Source organism: Methylobacterium gossipiicola (genome assembly GCF_900113485.1).
In the GTDB taxonomy this organism is placed as follows: Bacteria; Pseudomonadota; Alphaproteobacteria; order Rhizobiales; family Beijerinckiaceae; genus Methylobacterium; species Methylobacterium gossipiicola.
Genome location: NZ_FOPM01000020.1, coordinates 42,228 through 59,998, shown reverse-complemented (window position 1 = coordinate 59,998; position 17,771 = coordinate 42,228). Strand labels below are relative to the sequence as shown.

Here is a 17,771-nt window from a genome sequence, read left to right as displayed (position 1 = left end):
CCGAGGCGCGGCGGATCGGATTAGGCCGCGATGGCGGCCTTCTCGACCTCGTAGGCCGCGCGCACGAGATCGGCGCCGTAGGTCCGTTCCAGGCGGCGCACGGTGAAATGCGCCCGAGCGGTCGCCTGGAAATGGTCCATGAAAGCCGTGTTCACGGCGGCCCCACCGACGGCGCCGAGGATCGGCACCGCCTGGGCGGCGACCTTCTGCGACACAACGATGCCGAAACGGGCGGCGATCTGGGTGGAGAACCGGATGAGCGCCGGGGCGGCTTCGTCCAGCAAGGCACGGTTGCCGGCATAGCGCGCCGCTTCCGCCATGGTCTTGGCGAGTGCCGCCCGCACGGCGAAATAGCCGCTCTCGGTGAGCGGAGTCTCGCCGGCGCGACCGCCGAGGGCGAAGACCTGCACGCAGGCCAGGGCGTTCTCCGGATCCGATAGGTCCTCGCCTTCTTCCCGGGCGATGCCCGCGATGGAGCGCAGCATCAGGGTGGTGGAGAGGGGCAGTTCCACCGCGAGGGTGGCGAGGCCGAAGGCCCCACCCACGGCGCCCGACACCGCCGCCATGGCCTTGTGGGCGAAATCGCTATGGGGCAGCAGGCGACCGAGGCGCGCCCCGGCGCTGACGGGGGCCTCCGCCACCGTCTCGATGAGATCGTGACCGGCCGGCACCACGGTCTTGCGTGCCTCCGGCAGGGTCGCCAGCGCCACCCGCAGGGCGGTCTGCATGGCGTTCTCCGTGGCGCGCGAGACGGCACCGGTCACGGCCTCCGGCAGGGCTTTGCCGATCATGTCGAGGGGGGCACCCGCCGCCGCCGAAAGCCGGGAGGCGAGGCCCGGATTCTCCAGGGTCCGGACGGCGCGCCGCAGGGCGGCGGCATCCGTGTCGCTCAAGCTCGCCCCGTTCTGGGGCGTCGGGATCGAAGCGGTGTCGTCGGTATCGGACTCGGGAACGAGGGAGAGGTTGCTCACGTCTGGGATCTCGCGCGTTGGCCGGGCACCGGAGTGCCGGACAAAGGAAGCCCAGGGGCGCCGGGATGGTTCCCGCGTGAGACCTCGGGATCGGCGGATTCGATGACGGCGTTCGCTCCATCCGCCTCGGCGGTCGCGCGCGCGGCGCTCCGCTCGCCGGCCCGCCCGACGAACAGGCAGAGCACCAGAACCGGGATGCCGACGGCCGCCGTGAAGGCGAAGAACACCGGGTAGCCATAGGCGGCGACCACGTAGCCCGAGGTGCCGGCCACGAGCTTGCCCGGCAGGGCATAGAGCGACGAGAACAGGGCGTACTGGGTCGCGGCGAAGCCCGGCGCGGTCAGGCTCGACATGTACGCGATGAGGGCCATACCGGCGAAGGAACCGCAGAAATTATCGATGGAGATGGCCGCCGCGAGGCGCCACACCTCCGGTCCGCCGAAGGACAGCCACGAGAAGGCGAGGTTCGAGGCGGCGCCGAGGAACGCGCCGACCAGCAGGGTCGGAAACAGGCCGAATCGCTGCATCGCCCAGCCCCCGGCGAACCCGCCCGCGATCCCGACCCAGATGCCGTAGAGTTTCGAGACCGCCCCGATCTCCGTCAGGGTGAAGCCGACCTCCCGGTAGAGCGGGCTCGCCATCACGCCGGAGATGAAATCCGGCATCCGATAGAACGCCACGAGGACGAGGATCGCCCACAGGCCGGGGCCGAGGCGCCGGTGGAGTTCGGTGAGGGGCTCCAACACGGCGCCGCGAAACGTCCAGACCTTGACCGGACGCCCCGCCGCGCCCTCCGTCGCCGCCGCCGCGCGCGCCGCGTCCCCGGTCGTGTCGAATGCCGGGGCCAGGAGGGCGGCGAGGAGGCCGACGAGCATGAAGGCCGCCATGCAGAGGTAGGCGGTTTGCCAACCATAGGCATCGGCGAGGAACAGGGCGCCGGCTCCCGCCATCATCAAGCCGAAGCGGTAGCCGAGATTCGAGGTGGCGGCGAGGACGCCTTGAAGGTCGGTGCCGGCGGCGTCGATGCGCCAGCCGTCGATGACCACGTCCTGGGTTGCGGCGCAGAACGCGAGGAGGAAGGCGCCGAGGCCGAGGAGTCCCAGGCTCGTGGACGGATCGGCGAACGCCATGAGGCTCAAGGCCGCCGCGACGGCGGCCTGCGTCGTCACCATCCAGGCGCGGCGGCGCCCGAGGCGGCGGGTGAGCCCCGGCACGTCGAACCGGTCGATGAGCGGCGCCCAGAGGAACTTCAGGGTGTAGGGCAGCGCGAGATAGCTGAAGAGACCGACGGTCTTGATGTCCACGTCCGAGTAGGCGAGCCGCGTCGAGAAGGTTCCCAGCACGAGGAGCAGGGGCAGGCCCGACGAGAAGCCGAGCGCCAACATCAGCGGGATGCGGCGATCCTCGACCCAGGCACGCAGGCGGCGACGGTTCCGCACAGGGCTTTCGGCCATGGGGTGGAACTCCTTTTCAAGCTCGGCGCTTAAGTTTGCAGCCGTTACGGACGGCGGTCACATCAGTCGGTTCGCCCGCGAGGACGTTAACGGCGTGACCTTGGCATTCTCTGGAATGGCCGATAACCTGTTAACAGGCTGCGTTAAAACTGCATGTATGCCAATTGGGACTTGCGCCTCTCGCCGTCAGTCGGTTGCATTCCCCTGTGCGTCCTCTCGACGTCATACTCAATCGGGATGCTCCTCGTGACGCGTCGCCCTCCTTGTCGCCAAGCCGTCCGATCCATGCGGGGCATGGCGGGACCGCGTGCGAGGCAGCCATGACGGCGCGCTCCCGTCGCCTGGAAGGATCGATGGACGCAGGGGCGACGTTTGCCTCCGCGTTCGAGGGAAGCCCCACGCCGATGGTGCTGGTGGACACGCAGCGTCCGGACCATCCCATCGTGTGGGCCAACGCGGCCTTCCTGACGCTGACGGGCTATGCCTGGGAGGATATCGCCGGCCGCAACTGCCGGATGCTGCAGGGGCCGATGACCGCCCCGGAGACGGTCGCCGCCATCGGCGCGGCCATCGCGGCGGGGACCTCCTTCGAGGCCGAACTCGTGAACTACCGCAAGGACGGGTCGTGGTTCTGGAACGGCCTCACCCTGTCTCCGGTGCGGGACGCCGATGGGGTCGTGACCCATTACTTCTCGGCCCAGGCCGACATGACGGGCAAGCGCACCCTCGAAATGACCATGAGCGACGCCAACGCCAATCTCGGCCGGCAGGTCGCCGAGCAGACGGCGGATCTCCGCGCCGCCCTCGAACAGAAAACGGCCCTGCTTCACGAAGTCGACCACCGGGTCAAGAACAACCTCCAGGTCATCTCGTCCCTCATGCTGCTCAAGGCGCGGCGTACCCCGGAGGGCGAGGCCCGCGACGCCCTCAACGGCATGGCCGAGCGGATCGGCGCCCTCTCGACGGTCCACCGCATGCTCTACTCGGCGGGGGATGTGACGCGTTTCGATTTTCGCGAATTCGCCGATGATTTCGTCGATGACCTCGTGGCGGGGATCGACGGGGAGCGCGTGGCGGTGGACGCTTCCATCGAGTCCATGGCGGTTTCGGCCGCCATGGCGGCGCCCCTGGCCCTGATGCTGCACGAATTGGCGACGAACGCCGTGCGCCATGCTTTTCCGGATGATCGCTCCGGCCGGATCGGCATCACGGCGCGGCGGCACGATGGCGCCCTCCACATGGTGATCGAGGATGACGGCGTCGGCCTGTCGGCGGGGCGGCCGAACCCGTCGGGCTTCGGCCGGTCCCTCGTGGATATGGTGGTGCGCCAGCTGCGCGGCACCATCGCGTGGCGCGAGACGGCCCCAGGCACGCGGGTGGAGATCAGCGTTCCCCTCGATTCCGTTTCCTTGCGCGACGCGGTCGCCGATCCCGAGGACAACGCATCCTGATGTCCGAGACCTCGCCGAGCCCTTTGCGCATCCTCGTGGTCGAGGACGAGGCCCTCATCGCCCTCGAACTCGAATGTCTCCTCGACGACCTCGGCTACGTGATCGTCGGCGTCGCCTGCTCGTCGCAGGAGGCCATTGCTCTGGGGCAGGAAACCCATCCGGACGTCGCCCTCGTCGACATTCACCTCGTCGACGGACCGACGGGTGTCGCGGTGGCCCAGGCCCTCAGCGCCGATCCCCGCACCACGGTGGTGTTCATGACCGCCAATGCCAAGCGAATTCCGGACGATTTCGCCGGCGCCGTCGGGGTGATCGCCAAGCCGTATTCCGAGCGGGTGGTGGCCGGGGCCCTGCGCTACGTCGCCGAGTGTCGTGCCGGTCACGTCGCGAGCCTCGACGGTCTCGAAGGCTTCCGCCTCGCCGCTCAGCAGGACCGGCGGGTGCATCACTGACCCATCGGACGAACGCCGTTCGGGGATTTCTGACCGGTGGAACTCGGCGATGCTCCATGGCCGGGCGGACGTCGTGAAACGGTCTCGGCGTCGATCACCCGACGACGGTATCAGGTGTCCCGCGCCGCCTTCAGACGATAGAGCGCATCGAGGGCTTCGCGCGGGGTCAGGGTATCGGGGTCGATCCCGTCGAGAACGAGGCGCAGGCCGTCCTCGCGGTCCGGTGGCGTCTCCTCCATGGGGGGAGCCGACAGGGCGGCGAACAAGGGGAGATCGTCGATCCGTGGGCGGTTCGGCCGGTCGCGCTCGGATTTCTCGAGGTTTTTCAGGATGGCGCCCGCCCGTGCGATCACCCCGGGCGGCAGCCCGGCGAGGCGCGCCACCTGGAGGCCGTAGGAGCGGTCGGCGACGCCCGGCACCACCTCGTGCAGGAACACCACCGTTCCCTTGTGCTCGGCCACCTTCAGGGTGGCGTTGTCGAGGTGCGACAGCCGCTCGCCGAGCGCCGTCAATTCGTGGAAGTGGGTGGCGAACAGGGCGCGGCAGGCGTTCTTCTCGTGCAGGTGTTCTAGGCAGGCCCAGGCGATGGAGAGACCGTCGAAGGTGGCGGTGCCGCGCCCGATCTCATCGAGGATCACGAGGGACCGCCGCGTAGCCTGATTGAGGATCGCGGCGGTCTCCACCATCTCGACCATGAAGGTCGATTGCCCACGCGCGAGGTCGTCGGCGGCGCCGACGCGCGAGAACAGGCGGTCGACGAGCCCGAGACGGGCGCTCGCCGCCGGCACGAAGGCGCCGATCTGCGCCAGGACGGCGATGAGGGCGTTCTGGCGCAGGAAAGTCGATTTGCCGCCCATGTTCGGGCCGGTGATGAGGCGGATGCGACCCCGGCCCTCCCCCGAGAGATCGCAATCGTTGGCGATGAATGGCTCGCCCGACAGGCGCAGGGCGGCTTCGACCACGGGGTGGCGGCCGCCCGTCACGGTGAAGCCGTAGCCGTCATCGACCACGGGGCGGCGCCAATCGCGTTCCACGGCGAGGTCGGCGTGGGAGGCGGCGACGTCGAGGGCGGCGAGGGCGTCGGCCACCTCCGCGATGGCGGCGGCCTGGGCCAGGACTTCGCCGCAGAGTCCGTCGAACACCGCCGTTTCCAGGGCGAGCGCCCGGTCCGTGGCCCCCGAGATGCGCCCTTCGAGATCGCCGAGTTCGACGCTGGTGAAGCGCATGGCGTCCACCATGGTCTGGCGGTGGATGAAGGTCTCGCGCATCACCCCCTTGAGGCAGGTCTCACCGACGGCCTGCGGCACCTCGATGTAATAGCCGAGCATGTTGTTGTGCTTGATCCGCAGGGTCCGGCAGGCGGTCTCCTCGGCGTAGCGCGCCTGGAGGGCGGCGATGACCTTGCGGGAATCCTGGCCGAGCAGGCGGCACTCGTCGATCTCCGGCGAATAGCCTTCCCGGACGAAGCCCCCGTCCGTGCGCTTGAGCGGCAGGTCGTCGGCGAGGGCCGCGCGTAAATGCGCCACCAGGGCGGCGTCGACCTTTTTCAGGCGCTTTCCGAGGGTGGCGAGGTCGTCCGGTAGGGCGTCGAGGGCCGCGAGATGGCTGGCGAGAGCTTGCGCGGCGTCGAGACCGTCGCGAAGCGCCGCGAGATCGCGCGGGCCGCCCCGCCCGAGGCCGAGGCGCGACAGGGCGCGGGCGAGGTCGGGCGCGCGGGCGAGGATCTCCCGGAAGGCTTTTCGCGAGACGCCCTGCTCGGCGAGCCACGCCACCGCCGCATGGCGACGCCGGATGGCGTCGAGGTTCGTGAGCGGACCGGCGAGGTGTTCGGCGAGGAGCCGCGCGCCGCTCGCCGAGACCGTCCGGTCGATGGCGTCGAGGAGACTGCCCCTGCGCTCGCCCGACAGGGTGCGGGTGAGTTCGAGGTTCGCCCGGGTCGAGGCGTCGATGGCCAGCGTCGCCCCGCTCGCCTCGCGGACCGGCGGTGAAAGGGTCGGGCGGACCCCGATCTGCGTCCGCTCGATGTAGAGGAGGGCCGCGCCGGCCGCCGCGATCTCGGCCCGGCCGAACTGGCCGAACCCGTCGAGGGTGGAGACGCCGAACTGCGCCTTGATCCGCCGCTCCGCCGCCGCCGGCTCCAACTCGGCCTGGGCCAGGGGCGTCACCGGGGCGGGAATCTCGCGCCACAGGCGGGCCAGGGCGGGATCGGCGTGGATGGTCTCCGACAGGACGATCTCGCGCGGCTCGTGCCGGGCGATGGCCGAGGCGAGCTCTGGACCCGGCACTTCGCTCAAGGCGAAGCGGCCCGTCGAGATGTCGAGGGCCGCGAGACCGTAGACTTGGTCGGCCTCGGTCTTGCCGGCTCCGATCCTGATACGGCCGATGGCGAGGAGGATGTTGGCCCGCGCCGGATCGAGGAGCCGGTCTTCCGTGATGGTGCCGGGGGTGACGAGGCGCACCACCTCGCGTCGGACCACGGATTTCGGGCCGCGCTTCTTGGCTTCCGCCGGGTCCTCGGTCTGGGCGCAGACGGCGACGCGGTGGCCGAGGGCGATGAGGCGGCTGAGATAGTCGTCGGCGCGTTCCACCGGCACGCCGCACATGGGGATATCGGCACCGCCATGCTTGCCGCGCTTGGTCAGGACGATGCCGAGCGCCCGGGACGCGATCTCCGCGTCCTCGAAGAACAACTCGTAGAAATCGCCCATCCGGTAGAACAGCAGGCAATCGGTGTTGGCCGCCTTGATCTCGATGTACTGCGCCATCATCGGCGTCGCGCCGGCCGTGTCGAGCACCGCCGCGCTGGTGGTGTAATCAGAAGGGGCGGCGCCGGTCTTCGGGACCGAACGGACGGGACGCGGGGACGTCGCTGGGCGCTGTGACATGGCGGCAGCCTAGCAGACGCCTCGGCTCCTGATCAGCACACGCGCCGATTCCGGCTGGGGAGAAGGGTGGACAAGCCACCGGCCCAAACGGAAAGGGCCGGCGCTCGCGCACCGGCCCCTCGAAACGGTCGAACCGAAATCTCAGTAGCGGGGGCCGCCCGTGGTCTGGCCCTTCTGCTGCATGTAACCCGGCTGCTGCGGGTTGCGCGAATTCGGGTTGCTGCTCATGCGCGAGACCGGGCGGCGATGCATGTGGCGGCCGTGACCCATGCCGCGGTAGCGCATGCCCTGATAATGGCGATGACGGCTTGCCACCTGCTCGACGGAGTGGTCGCCAGCCACGATCGGGGCACCGACCGGCATGGCCGGAGCGGCGGAGACGGCGGTCATGCCGAACGCGCCGAGGAGCGTGCTGGCAGCGAGGGCGATGGCGATCTTGGTCATGCGGTTCGTCTTTCGTCGATGCCCCGAGCGGGCGTCGCGGCATCAATTCGCCGTTCGGCGTTCCGTTCCCTCGATGCGGCACGATCTTTGTTTGTAACCCCCAGACTTGGTGAATGGGTTTGTTCGGGCGGAGAGGAATAAATCGCCATTGCCCTGTTCACAGAGGGCATCGGGAGCATGTTTGTCTCCATCGCGCCTTGCTAAAATAAGAAACGCAAGGATTTCAATGAAAAATACGTTTTTCTGCTTCGAGCCAGCTTGCCGCATCATGGAGTAGGCCGATCAAGATTTCGTGTGAGAGCCATCCTCGCAGGTACAAGAAAGACGACGACGGACCGCGATAGAGGGCGCCGCATCGGCGCTCCCTGGGGGCTCGCTATCCCGCCGTCTTGCGGTTGGGACCGGTTCGCGGCACGAGCCGGATGATGTCGTCCGGTCCCGCTCCCTCCCGCGATCTGCCCATCGAGGCGGTTCTTCCCACCCTCGCGACGACGCTCGCCGCGTGCAACGCCTGTGTGCTCGTGGCTCCGCCGGGGGCCGGCAAGACCACCCGCGTGCCCCTGGCGCTCCTCGAGGCCACCTGGCTCGACGGCGCTAAGATCATCCTCCTGGAACCGCGCCGCCTCGCCGCCCGGGGCGCGGCCGAGCGCATGGCCCGGACCCTGGGCGAGCGGGTCGGTGACACCGTGGGCCTGCGGGTCCGCCTCGGCTCGAAGATCTCGGCGCGCACCCGCATCGAGGTGGTGACGGAGGGCGTCTTCACCCGCATGATCCTCGACGATCCCGAACTCACCGGGATCGGGGCCGTGCTGTTCGACGAGTTCCACGAACGCTCCCTCGACGCCGATCTCGGCCTCGCCCTCGCCCTCGATGCGCAGGGCGCGTTGCGGAACGATCTTCGCCTTCTCGTGATGTCGGCGACCCTCGACGGCGCCCGCGTCGCCGGATTGCTCGGCGACGCGCCCGTGGTGGAATCGGAAGGACGCGCCTATCCGGTCGAAACCCGCTACAGCGGTCGCGATCCGAACCAGCGCATCGAAGAGGCGATGACGGACGCCATCGCCCGGGCGCTGCGGGCCGATCCGGGCTCCGTCCTGGCCTTCCTGCCGGGGCAAGGCGAGATCCGCCGGGTCGCGACCCTGCTGGCCGAGCGGGTCGACGACACCACCGACATCGCCCCCCTGTACGGCGCCCTGACGCCGACCGAGCAGGATCGCGCCATCGCGCCCGCCTCCACCGGCCGTCGCAAGGTGGTGCTCGCCACCAGCATCGCCGAAACCTCCCTGACCATCGAGGGGGTGCGGATCGTGGTCGATTCCGGTCTGTCGCGGGTGCCGGTCTACGAGCCGGGCCTCGGACTTACCCGCCTCGTCACCGCGCGGGCCTCCCGCGCCTCCGTCGATCAGCGCCGGGGTCGTGCCGGGCGCACCGAGCCGGGGGTTTGCCACCGCCTGTGGGCCGAGGCCGCGACGAGCGCCCTCGAGCCGTTCGGGCGCCCGGAAATCCTCGCCGCCGACCTCGCGGGCCTACTCCTCGATTGCGCCGCCTGGGGCGTGGCCGACCCCACCACCCTGGCCTTCCTCGATCCGCCCCCGGCCTCGGCCCTGGCGGAAGCCCGCGCCATGCTGCGGGTTTTGGACGCCCTCGATGCCGATGGGCGCCTCACCCCCATGGGGGTGGCTCTTCGCGCCCTGCCCCTGCCGCCACGCCTCGCCCGGATGGTGGTGCAGGCGGCCGCCCGGGGTCGGGCCCGCGAAGCGGCCGCGCTGGCCGCCGTACTGGTCGAACGCGGCCTCGGCGGCGATGCCGTCGATCTCGGCGACCGGGTGGAGCGCCATACCCGCGATCGCGGCCAACGCGCCCAGGATATGCGTCGCCTCGCCGAGGGATGGGCGAATCAGGCGCGGGGGTTCGCCGCCGAACCGACGGGGCAGGCCGTCGCGCTCGACGAGCCCGGCCCCCTCCTCGCCCTCGCGTATCCCGACCGGGTGGCCCGGGCGCGGGGCCGCGATGGCGAGTTCGTCATGGTCAACGGCCGCGCCGGGCGTCTCGACCCGGCCCTGGCGCTGGCTCGCGAACCGTTCCTCGTCGTGGCCGACCTCGTCGGCACCGCCGCCAACGCCCGCATCCTCGCGGCGGCGCCCATCACCCTGGACGCCATCGAGGCCCTGTTTCCCGAGCGCATCGCCTCCGTGACGCAGGTGACGTTCGACAAGGGCGCCCGGGCCTTGCGGGCGCGGGCCCAACGCCGCCTCGGCTCGCTCACCCTTGGCGAGCGCATTCTTCCGGTGCCGGCGGATGCCGAATCCGCCGTCATCCTAGCGCAGGGCATCGCGGAATTGGGGCTCGCGGTTCTGCCGTGGACGCCCGCCCTGTCGCAGTGGCTCGCGCGCCTGCGCTTCCTGCGCAAAGCCGATCCCGCATGGCCGGACCTTTCCGACGATATTCTGACGGCGACGGCGGGCGTGTGGCTGGCGCCCGAGATCGTCGGGCGCGCGAGCCTCGACGCCGTCACGGCCGACGATCTCGGGCGGGCGCTCCACGCCCTGCTGCCGTGGGACCTGCGCGCCCGCCTCGACACGGAGGCGCCGATCCATTTCGAAGTGCCGACGGGTTCGCGCATCGCCCTCGACTACGATGCCGAGGGCGGGCCGGTGCTCGCCGTCCGCGTGCAGGAACTGTTCGGATTGGAGCGCCATCCCGCCATCGCGGGCGGGCGGGTGCCCCTCGTCCTGCACCTGCTCTCCCCGGCCTCGCGGCCGATCCAGATCACCCGTGACCTGCCGGGCTTCTGGCGCGGGTCGTGGAGCGCCGTGCGCTCCGAGATGCGGGGCCGCTATCCCCGCCACCCCTGGCCGGAGGACCCCGTGGCCGAACCGCCGACCCGGCGGGTGAAGCCACGCGGGACATGAGGATCGCGACGGGCCTTCGGCGGGTTGGCCACGCCCTCGATCCCCGTGGCCGGATGTCGGCGCGGGCTTATCGAGCCTTCGTCGTCCGGGGCCTTCTCTATGGTGCCGGCCTGCTCTGCCTCGCCATCTGGCTCGCGGCTTCGAGCGCACGCGGTCCGGCCATCGCCGTGGTGACGGCGCTTCCGATTCTGGGGCTCGTCGTCCTCGCGGCCACGGCGCGGCGCCTGCACGATCGCGACCGCTCGGCCGGTTGGCTCGTCGCCTGGGGATTCGTGCAGGCCCTCGGCTTCGCGCCCCTCGAACGATGGGTCGATACCCGACCCATCCTCGTGCTCAACGCGCTCCTGGCAATGCTCGGCTTTTCCGCTTGGTTCGTCGTCGAGACGCTCCTGCGCGCGGGCACCCCCGGCCCCAACCGGTTCGGACCGCCCCCGCCGGGGTAGGCGGCGGTCCGGGCGCCCGTCAGTGCGGCCTTGCGCCGTCCACCACCGCCCGCGCCGCCGCGAAGGCGGCGTCGGCATCGAGTTCCGTGGTGTCGAGGAGGACGGCATCCGCCGCCGCCTTGAGCGGCGCCGTCGAGCGCTGGGCGTCGCGGGCGTCGCGGGCGACGATGTCGTCGAGGATCGCTCCGAGGCTCGTGCTCTCGCCCCGGCGCTGGAGTTCGAGGTGGCGGCGACGCGCCCGCTCCTCGGGCGCCGCCGTGATGAACAGCTTCACCCGCGCGTGGGGGCAGACCACGGTGCCGATGTCGCGCCCGTCGAGGACCGCGCCCGTGGCGTTGCCGGCGAAACGCTGCTGCCAGGCGAGGAGGGCGGCCCGCACCGCCGGCACCGATGAGACCCGCGAGGCGGCTTCGCCCATGGCCCGGTCGCGCAGGCGCGGATCGGCGAGGCGATCGGCGATCAGGGTCGCGGCGGCCCGGGCGGCGGCGGCGTGATCGTCGATACTGTAGCCGGCGTCGAGGACCGTGAGGGCCACGGCGCGGTACAGCAGGCCGGTGTCGAGGTGTGGCAGGCCGTAATGGGCGGCGAGCCGCTTGGCGAGCGTGCCCTTGCCGGAGGCGGCCGGGCCGTCGATGGCGATGACGAGGGGAATGTCGCCCATCACGCGATCCGCCCGCCCAGCGCCTGCATGGTCGGCAGGAAGCTCGGGAAGCTCGTGGCGATCATGGCGCCGTCATCTACGGTGACGGGCTCGCGGGTGGCAAGACCCAGGACGAGGAACGCCATGGCGATGCGGTGGTCGAGATGCGTCGCGACCGTGCCGCCGCCCTTCGGCGCCGTGCCGTCGCCATGCACCACGAGGTCGTCGCCCTCGATGACGTGGGCGATGCCGTTGGCCTTCAGGCCATCGGCCACGGCGGCGAGGCGGTCGGATTCCTTGACCCTTAATTCGTGCAGGCCGTTCATCCGGGTGGTGCCGTCGGCGAAGGCCGCCGCGACGGCGAGGATCGGGTACTCGTCGATCATGGCGGGCGCCCGCTCCGGCGGCACGTCCACGCCCTTCAGGCGGCTCGCGCGCACCCGCAGGTCCGCCACGGTCTCGCCGCCCTCCTCGCGCTCGCGCAGGCGCTCGATGTCGGCGCCCATCTCGATGAGGGTGGTGATGAGGCCCGTGCGCAGGGGGTTCATCATCACGCCCTTGATGGTCACCTCCGAGCCCGGCACGATGAGTGCCGCGACGAGGGGGAAGGCCGCCGAGGAGGGATCGGCCGGGACCACCACGTCGGTTCCCCTCAAGGTCGGCTGGCCGGTGAGCGCGATGGTGCGGCCATGGCCCTCCGGCCCATGGGCTGTGACCTCGACATGGGCGCCGAACAGGCGCAGCATCCGTTCCGTATGGTCGCGGGTGGCCGCCGCCTCGATCACCGTGGTGACGCCCGGGGCGTTAAGGCCGGCGAGCAGCACGGCCGACTTGATCTGCGCCGAGGCCACCGGTGTCTCGTACGTGACGGGAATCGCCTCGCGGGGGCCGCGCAGGGTCAGGGGCACACGGCCGCCCTCTTCCTCGCTGACCACCTCGGTGCCCATGCGGACCAGGGGATCGAGGATGCGCCGCATGGGCCGCTTGCGGAGGGAAGCATCGCCGTCGAACGTCGCGGTAACCGGCTGGCCGCCGACGACGCCCATCATTAGGCGCGATCCGGTGCCGGCATTGCCGAAATCGAGGACGCCCTCCGGGTCGGAGAGGCCGCCGAGCCCGACGCCGACGATGCGCCATTGACCTTCGCCGAGGCGCTCCACCGTGGCGCCGAGGGCCTGCGCCGCGGCGGCGGTGCGCAGGACGTCGTCGCCTTCCAGCAACCCCTCGACGCGGGTCTCGCCGATGCTGAGCAGCCCGAGGATCATCGCCCGATGCGAGATCGACTTGTCGCCCGGCGGACGCAGCGCGCCCTGGAGGGCGAGGCCGGCCGTGGCGGTGAGGGGCTGGGGAGGAAGGTCGTGTGACACGGGCAGGGACTCGGGGTTTCGTTCAGCGTGTGTCGTGCCCGGACAAAGGCCCGGGACACCGCGCGGGAACCGGGTTCGAGGCCCGCTCGCGACAGGCCGGTTACCATGCAGCGCCGGCCACGTCATCCGAGCTGGTTTCGGCGCGATCCCCAAGAGGGCGGCGCCCGTCCATCCCGAAGCGGTCCACCGCATTTGACAGGAGCCTTGCGCGCGACTAACGGGGCGCCTCCCCCAAAATCGACTTTAGAGGTTCGCCCGTGGCCAGACCGGAACTCGGCTTGAAGCGTCAATGCATGAGCTGCGGCGCCAAGTTCTACGACCTCGACAAGGACCCGGCCACCTGCCCGAAATGCGGCACGATCTATCAGGCCGCCGCCACGTCCCGCGTCGCCGCCCCCGCCCTCGCCTCGCGCTCGGCCTCCGTGCCGGCCGATGACGACGAGGACACCGACGCCGAGAAGGGCGGCCCCGAGATCGTCTCCCTCGACGAGGTCGAGGCGGGTGACGATGACGCCGATACCGTGACCGACGACACAGATGCCGACGGCGCCGATGGCGACGACACCTTCCTCGAGGAAGAAGATGCCGGCGATGACGATGTGGCCGATCTCATCGACGGCGACCTCGAGAACGACGAGGAAGGCTGATCCCTCCCCTCCCCCTCGTTTCGTCCCGGCCGGTAAAAACTTTGCCGGCCGATGAGAAAGGGGGTTGAGGCCGAGGCGGCGGGCGAATATAGAACCGCCATCGCCGGCCGCCACTTCGGAGGCCGGTCGAAACGCTCTCGAAAACAGCTTAACGGCTGAGTTTGGAGGCGGAAACGGGGCCTTAGCTCAGCTGGGAGAGCGCTTCCATGGCATGGAAGAGGTCATCGGTTCGATCCCGTTAGGCTCCACCATCGGCTTTCCCAAAGGCCGGCAGACGTAGACAAGACCAGACGATCAAGATTGGGGCCTTAGCTCAGCTGGGAGAGCGCTTCCATGGCATGGAAGAGGTCATCGGTTCGATCCCGTTAGGCTCCACCAGTCTGGTCCGTCTTACAACACCTTCATCGCAACGGACATCCGCCCCTCGGCTCTGCCGTAACGGCGCGGGACGGACGAAGGACCGCCGTGATCGTGCGTCCGTAGCCCGGTTTCCGATGTCGACTCGATTCCCCCGATCATGAACCAACCCGTGGATCGACCGCAGCGCGAAGCTTCGGCGCAGAGCCTCGTTGCGGTTCTCACCGCGCGGCTTCTCACCGGGTCCAGCGCCACCGCTATCTTGGAGGATTGGTGCGCCGAGCGCGGTTTCCCCGACGCCCAGCTCCGGGCCGAGCGTCTTCCAGGATGCGAGCGGCCGCCCGAGGCCGCGCAGCGTGACCATTTCAATCTCGCGGCCGGCGAGACCGTGCGCCACCGCCGCGTCCGCCTCGTCTGCGGGCCTTACGTTCTCTCGATGGCGGACAATTGGTACGTCCCGGCCCGCCTCACCCCGGCCATGAATCGCAGCCTCGACACGACGGAGGTGCCGTTTGGCCGGGTGGTGAACGCGCTGGCTCCGACCCGCCGAACCCTCGACCTGCGGACCCTGTGCGCGGTCGGGGCAGACCCTGAGCCCGATATGGCGCTGTTTACCGTAACGGCTCTCCTGGCGACCCCGGACGGCGTGCCGTTCTGCGCGGTGGAGGAGACGTATTTCGGGGGGGTTTTGCGGCGATAGGCTGGGGCGCCGCGCCCGGCGGCGTCACGCGAATGAGCCGACGGGGGCAATGCAGCGCCGGGGGGCGGCGCCATGCCGTGGCGTGGAGCCCGTGAAGAGGTTCAGGAGACGAAACGGGTTTACCCGCGACGGCTCCGTGGAGCCGTCGCCCTTCGGGATGAACCCGACCTCGCTCAGCGCGCGGCGAACTCCGCAAAGGTGTCGTCCTTGGCCAGACGCAGCAGGTTCTGGCCGTAGGCGGTCTTGGCGAAGAGATTTCCCCGGGCGATGAGCTGCTCCTTGTCGATGAAGCCCTGGAGGTAGGCGATCTCCTCCAGACAGGCCACCTGAAGACCCTGACGGTGCTGTAGGGTCCGGACGAACTCGGCCGCTTCCAGCAGGCTGTCATGGGTTCCGGTGTCGAGCCAGGCGTAGCCCCGCGACATCCGCTCGACATGGAGCTGGCCCATCTCGAGATAGGCTTGGTTGACGCTCGTAATCTCGAGTTCGCCCCGGGCCGACGGTGTCACGGCGGCGGCGATGTCGAGGACCTGATTGTCGTAGAAGTACAGTCCCGTGACCGCCCAGGGGCTCTCCGGCTCCGGCGGCTTCTCGACGAGGCGCAAGGGGCGCCCCTGCTTGTCGAGGGTGACGACGCCGTAGGCCGCCGGATTGTCGACGTGATAGGCGAACACCGTGGCGCCCGCCTTCCGGTCGCGCGCCCGGGTGAGGAGTTCGCTCATCCCGTTGCCGAAGAACAGATTGTCGCCGAGCACGAGGGCGACGTCGTCCTGGCCCACGAAGTCGCGGCCGATTACGAAGGCCTGGGCCAGCCCTTCGGGGCGAGGCTGAACGGCATAGGTGAAGGTCAGGCCGAACTGCTCGCCGGTGCCGAACAGGCGCTTATAGTTGTCCAGGTGCTCGGGCGAGGAGATGATCAGGATCTCGCGGATGCCGGCGAGCATTAACACCGAGACCGGGTAGTAGATCATCGGCTTGTCATAGACCGGCAACAGCTGCTTGTTGATCGACAGGGTGGCCGGGTGCAGGCGCGTGCCCGATCCACCGGCGAGGACGATGCCCTTCATGCCCGTGTCTCCGTGTTGGTCTGAGCCGGCCCCACGAGCCGGTCGAGGATGTCGTCGAGGGCGGCTTGCCACGGGCGCGGTGCGAGGCCGTAGGCCGCCGTGAGGCTCGCCGTCGACAGGCGGGAATTGGCCGGACGCCGGGCCGGGGTCGGGTAGGCGCTGGTGGGGATGCCTGTGACGGGAACGGAGCGGCCGCCGCGCGCGGCGGAGCCCGCCACGATGGCTTGCGCAAACCCACGCCACGTGGTCGAGCCGGCATTGACGCAGTGGAACGTGCCCGTGGGGGCGTCCGCGTCGGCGGCGAGCCGCAGGGCGATCTGAGCGCAGGCGGCAGCGAGGTCGGTGGCCGAGGTCGGGCAGCCGTGCTGATCGTCCACTACGGTCAGGGCGTCCCGCTCGGCCGCGAGGCGCAGCATGGTCTTGACGAAGTTGCCCCGGTGCGGGCTCACCACCCAGGCCGTGCGCAGGATGGCGTGGCGTGGGTTGGCTGTGCGCACCGCCATCTCGCCCGCCGCCTTGCTGGCGCCGTAGACGCTGCGGGGGTTCACGGGCGCGTCGGGTTCGTAATCGCCCGCGCCGTCACCGTCGAAGACGTAATCCGTCGAGACATGGACGAGGGGGATACCCCGGTGCCGCGTCGCTTCCGCGAGAATCGCGGGGGCGAGCGCGTTAAGGCGCCACGCCGCGACGACGTCGGATTCGGCCTTGTCCACGGCGGTGTAGGCGGCTGTGTTGATGACCGCCGCATAGCTTTTGGCATCAAAGGCGCGGGCGATCGCTTCGGGATCGGTGATGTCGAGGGCCGAGCGGTCGGGTGCGTCCACCCGTACGCCCTCCGGCCAGGCATGGGCCTGCAGTTCGGTGCCGACCTGACCCGCACCGCCGAGAACGAGGATGTCCATTTAGGAGGCCTTCGTGCCGAGGCCGAGGCGTTCGCCGGTGTAGCGGCCCTCGCGGATGGGGCGCCACCACGCCTCGTTGTCGAGGTACCACCGCACGGTCTCTTCCAGGGCCGTCTCGAAGTTCTTCGTCGGCGTCCAGTTCACCTCGGCCTCCGCCTTCGACGGGTCGATGGCGTAGCGCCGGTCGTGGCCGGGGCGGTCGGCCACGTAGGTGATGAGGCGGTCGTGGGGTGCATTCTCGGGGCGCAGGCGGTCGAAGGCGGCGCAGAGCCCCTTCACCACCGCGAGGTTGTTGCGCACGGAACGCCCGCCGAGCAGGTAGGTCTCACCGAGGCACCCCCGCTCCAGCACGGCGACGAGGCCGCGGGCGTGGTCCTCGACGTGGATCCAGTCGCGCTCGTTGAGCCCGTCGCCGTAGACGGGCAGGTTCTTGCCCTCCAAGGCGTTGAGAATCATCAAGGGGATGAGTTTTTCCGGGAAGTGCCGCGGCCCGTAATTGTTCGAGCAGTTCGTGATGAGCACCGGCAGGCCGTAGGTCTCGTGCCAGGCCCGTGCCAGATGGTCGGAGGCCGCCTTCGAAGCCGAATAGGGCGAGCGCGGATCGTAGCGGCTCTCCTCCGTGAAGAAACCGTCCGGCGGCAGGGAGCCGTAGACCTCGTCGGTGGAGACGTGAAGGAAGCGGAATGCGGCCTTGGCGGCGCCGTCGAGCCCGTCCCAGTAGGTACGGGCGCCGTCGAGCATCACCTGGGTGCCGACCACGTTGGTGCGGATGAACGCGCCCGGATCGGTGATGGAGCGATCGACGTGGCTCTCGGCGGCGAGATGCATCACCGCGTCCGGCCGGAACTCGGCGTAGAGCGCGTGAACGGCCTTCGGGTCGCAGATGTCGGCTTCCACGAGGCGATGCCGGGGGTTGTCCGCGAGGGGCGCCAGGGAGACGGGGTTGGCCGCGTAGGTCAGGGCGTCGAGGGTGACGACGTCGTGACCGAGATCCTGAACGAGGTGCAGGACGAGGGCGGAGCCGATGAAGCCGCAGCCGCCGGTGACTAGGATGCGCATGCGTGTCGTCTCCTCAGCGT

15 protein-coding genes and 2 tRNA genes are annotated in these 17,771 nt (G+C 69.9%); 8 read left to right on the top strand and 9 right to left on the bottom strand.

Translation table 11 applies throughout. The features are described from left to right. Positions 1–20: 20 nt before the first annotated feature. Positions 21–971 carry an EcsC family protein gene (locus BM249_RS16170; protein WP_177232435.1) on the bottom strand — a complete coding sequence of 317 codons (951 nt, stop codon included), beginning with the start codon at positions 969–971 and terminating at the stop codon, positions 21–23. Then, the gene (locus BM249_RS16165) at positions 968–2,425 is read right to left on the bottom strand and encodes an AmpG family muropeptide MFS transporter (protein ID WP_091973912.1); all 1,458 of its coding nucleotides are present in this window, start codon (positions 2,423–2,425) and stop codon (positions 968–970) included. The genes BM249_RS16170 and BM249_RS16165 overlap by 4 nt, the downstream gene beginning before the upstream one ends. A 353-nt stretch (positions 2,426–2,778) precedes the next feature. Between BM249_RS16165 and BM249_RS16160 the strand changes: the two genes are divergently transcribed. Together BM249_RS16160 and BM249_RS16155 are read left to right on the top strand one after the other, a co-directional pair. After that, the gene (locus tag BM249_RS16160; protein WP_091973909.1) at positions 2,779–3,876 is read left to right on the top strand and encodes a PAS domain-containing protein; all 1,098 of its coding nucleotides are present in this window, start codon (positions 2,779–2,781) and stop codon (positions 3,874–3,876) included. Further along, positions 3,876–4,328: a response regulator gene (locus BM249_RS16155; protein ID WP_091973906.1), complete on the top strand. Its 453-nt coding sequence runs from the start codon at positions 3,876–3,878 to the stop codon at positions 4,326–4,328. Before BM249_RS16160 ends, BM249_RS16155 begins: the two co-directional genes overlap by 1 nt. 110 nt (positions 4,329–4,438) lie before the next feature. On the opposite strand, the gene mutS is transcribed toward BM249_RS16155, so the two are convergent. Together mutS and BM249_RS16145 are read right to left on the bottom strand one after the other, a co-directional pair. Then, positions 4,439–7,213, bottom strand: coding sequence for a DNA mismatch repair protein MutS (gene mutS / locus BM249_RS16150; protein WP_091973903.1), 2,775 nt, complete (start codon positions 7,211–7,213; stop codon positions 4,439–4,441). 141 nt (positions 7,214–7,354) lie between these two features. Beyond that, complete coding sequence (locus BM249_RS16145; RefSeq protein ID WP_091973900.1) at positions 7,355–7,657, bottom strand: hypothetical protein; 303 nt, start codon at positions 7,655–7,657, stop codon at positions 7,355–7,357. A 422-nt stretch (positions 7,658–8,079) separates the two neighbouring features. Between BM249_RS16145 and hrpB the strand changes: the two genes are divergently transcribed. Then, a complete protein-coding gene (gene hrpB, locus BM249_RS16140; RefSeq protein WP_425284841.1) occupies positions 8,080–10,569 on the top strand; it encodes an ATP-dependent helicase HrpB in 2,490 nt (829 codons plus the stop codon). Next, positions 10,566–11,012 carry a DUF805 domain-containing protein gene (locus tag BM249_RS16135; RefSeq protein ID WP_091973897.1) on the top strand — a complete coding sequence of 149 codons (447 nt, stop codon included), beginning with the start codon at positions 10,566–10,568 and terminating at the stop codon, positions 11,010–11,012. Before hrpB ends, BM249_RS16135 begins: the two co-directional genes overlap by 4 nt. A 19-nt stretch (positions 11,013–11,031) precedes the next feature. On the opposite strand, the gene cmk is transcribed toward BM249_RS16135, so the two are convergent. Next, positions 11,032–11,673, bottom strand: a complete 642-nt coding sequence (cmk, locus tag BM249_RS16130; RefSeq protein ID WP_091973894.1) for a (d)CMP kinase — start codon at positions 11,671–11,673, stop codon at positions 11,032–11,034. Further along, positions 11,673–13,019, bottom strand: coding sequence for a 3-phosphoshikimate 1-carboxyvinyltransferase (gene aroA, locus BM249_RS16125; protein ID WP_091973892.1), 1,347 nt, complete (start codon positions 13,017–13,019; stop codon positions 11,673–11,675). The genes cmk and aroA overlap by 1 nt, the downstream gene beginning before the upstream one ends. 257 nt (positions 13,020–13,276) lie before the next feature. On the opposite strand from aroA, the gene BM249_RS16120 reads away from it, so the two are divergent. From BM249_RS16120 to BM249_RS16105, 4 genes are all read left to right on the top strand, one after another. Continuing rightward, positions 13,277–13,666, top strand: coding sequence for a TIGR02300 family protein (locus tag BM249_RS16120; protein ID WP_091973889.1), 390 nt, complete (start codon positions 13,277–13,279; stop codon positions 13,664–13,666). 175 nt (positions 13,667–13,841) lie between these two features. After that, positions 13,842–13,917, top strand: a tRNA-Ala gene (locus BM249_RS16115). A gap of 51 nt (positions 13,918–13,968) precedes the next feature. Continuing rightward, positions 13,969–14,044 (top strand) — tRNA-Ala (locus BM249_RS16110). A gap of 139 nt (positions 14,045–14,183) precedes the next feature. Beyond that, a complete protein-coding gene (locus BM249_RS16105) occupies positions 14,184–14,723 on the top strand; it encodes a hypothetical protein (protein ID WP_091973886.1) in 540 nt (179 codons plus the stop codon). A gap of 173 nt (positions 14,724–14,896) precedes the next feature. Here BM249_RS16105 and rfbA read toward each other — a convergent pair whose 3' ends face one another. The 3 genes from rfbA to rfbB are packed head-to-tail and all read right to left on the bottom strand — an operon-like array spanning position 14,897 to position 17,751. Then, a complete protein-coding gene (gene rfbA, locus BM249_RS16100) occupies positions 14,897–15,790 on the bottom strand; it encodes a glucose-1-phosphate thymidylyltransferase RfbA (RefSeq protein WP_091973883.1) in 894 nt (297 codons plus the stop codon). Then, the gene (gene rfbD, locus BM249_RS16095; protein WP_091973880.1) at positions 15,787–16,692 is read right to left on the bottom strand and encodes a dTDP-4-dehydrorhamnose reductase; all 906 of its coding nucleotides are present in this window, start codon (positions 16,690–16,692) and stop codon (positions 15,787–15,789) included. The genes rfbA and rfbD overlap by 4 nt, the downstream gene beginning before the upstream one ends. After that, a complete protein-coding gene (rfbB, locus tag BM249_RS16090; protein WP_091973877.1) occupies positions 16,693–17,751 on the bottom strand; it encodes a dTDP-glucose 4,6-dehydratase in 1,059 nt (352 codons plus the stop codon). Between the last annotated feature and the right edge of the window lie 20 nt (positions 17,752–17,771).

Excerpts from the sequence above, each read along its gene's own strand:
- BM249_RS16165 (WP_091973912.1), bottom strand. The coding sequence starts at position 2,425 with ATGGCCGAAAGCCCTGTGCGGAACCGTCGCCGCCTGCGTGCCTGGGTC.
- BM249_RS16160 (WP_091973909.1), top strand. The coding sequence starts at position 2,779 with ATGGACGCAGGGGCGACGTTTGCCTCCGCGTTCGAGGGAAGCCCCACG.
- BM249_RS16155 (WP_091973906.1), top strand. The coding sequence starts at position 3,876 with ATGTCCGAGACCTCGCCGAGCCCTTTGCGCATCCTCGTGGTCGAGGAC.
- mutS (WP_091973903.1), bottom strand. The coding sequence starts at position 7,213 with ATGTCACAGCGCCCAGCGACGTCCCCGCGTCCCGTCCGTTCGGTCCCG.
- BM249_RS16145 (WP_091973900.1), bottom strand. The coding sequence starts at position 7,657 with ATGACCAAGATCGCCATCGCCCTCGCTGCCAGCACGCTCCTCGGCGCG.
- hrpB (WP_425284841.1), top strand. The coding sequence starts at position 8,080 with ATGATGTCGTCCGGTCCCGCTCCCTCCCGCGATCTGCCCATCGAGGCG.
- BM249_RS16135 (WP_091973897.1), top strand. The coding sequence starts at position 10,566 with ATGAGGATCGCGACGGGCCTTCGGCGGGTTGGCCACGCCCTCGATCCC.
- cmk (WP_091973894.1), bottom strand. The coding sequence starts at position 11,673 with ATGGGCGACATTCCCCTCGTCATCGCCATCGACGGCCCGGCCGCCTCC.
- BM249_RS16105 (WP_091973886.1), top strand. The coding sequence starts at position 14,184 with ATGAACCAACCCGTGGATCGACCGCAGCGCGAAGCTTCGGCGCAGAGC.
- rfbA (WP_091973883.1), bottom strand. The coding sequence starts at position 15,790 with ATGAAGGGCATCGTCCTCGCCGGTGGATCGGGCACGCGCCTGCACCCG.
- rfbD (WP_091973880.1), bottom strand. The coding sequence starts at position 16,692 with ATGGACATCCTCGTTCTCGGCGGTGCGGGTCAGGTCGGCACCGAACTG.
- rfbB (WP_091973877.1), bottom strand. The coding sequence starts at position 17,751 with ATGCGCATCCTAGTCACCGGCGGCTGCGGCTTCATCGGCTCCGCCCTC.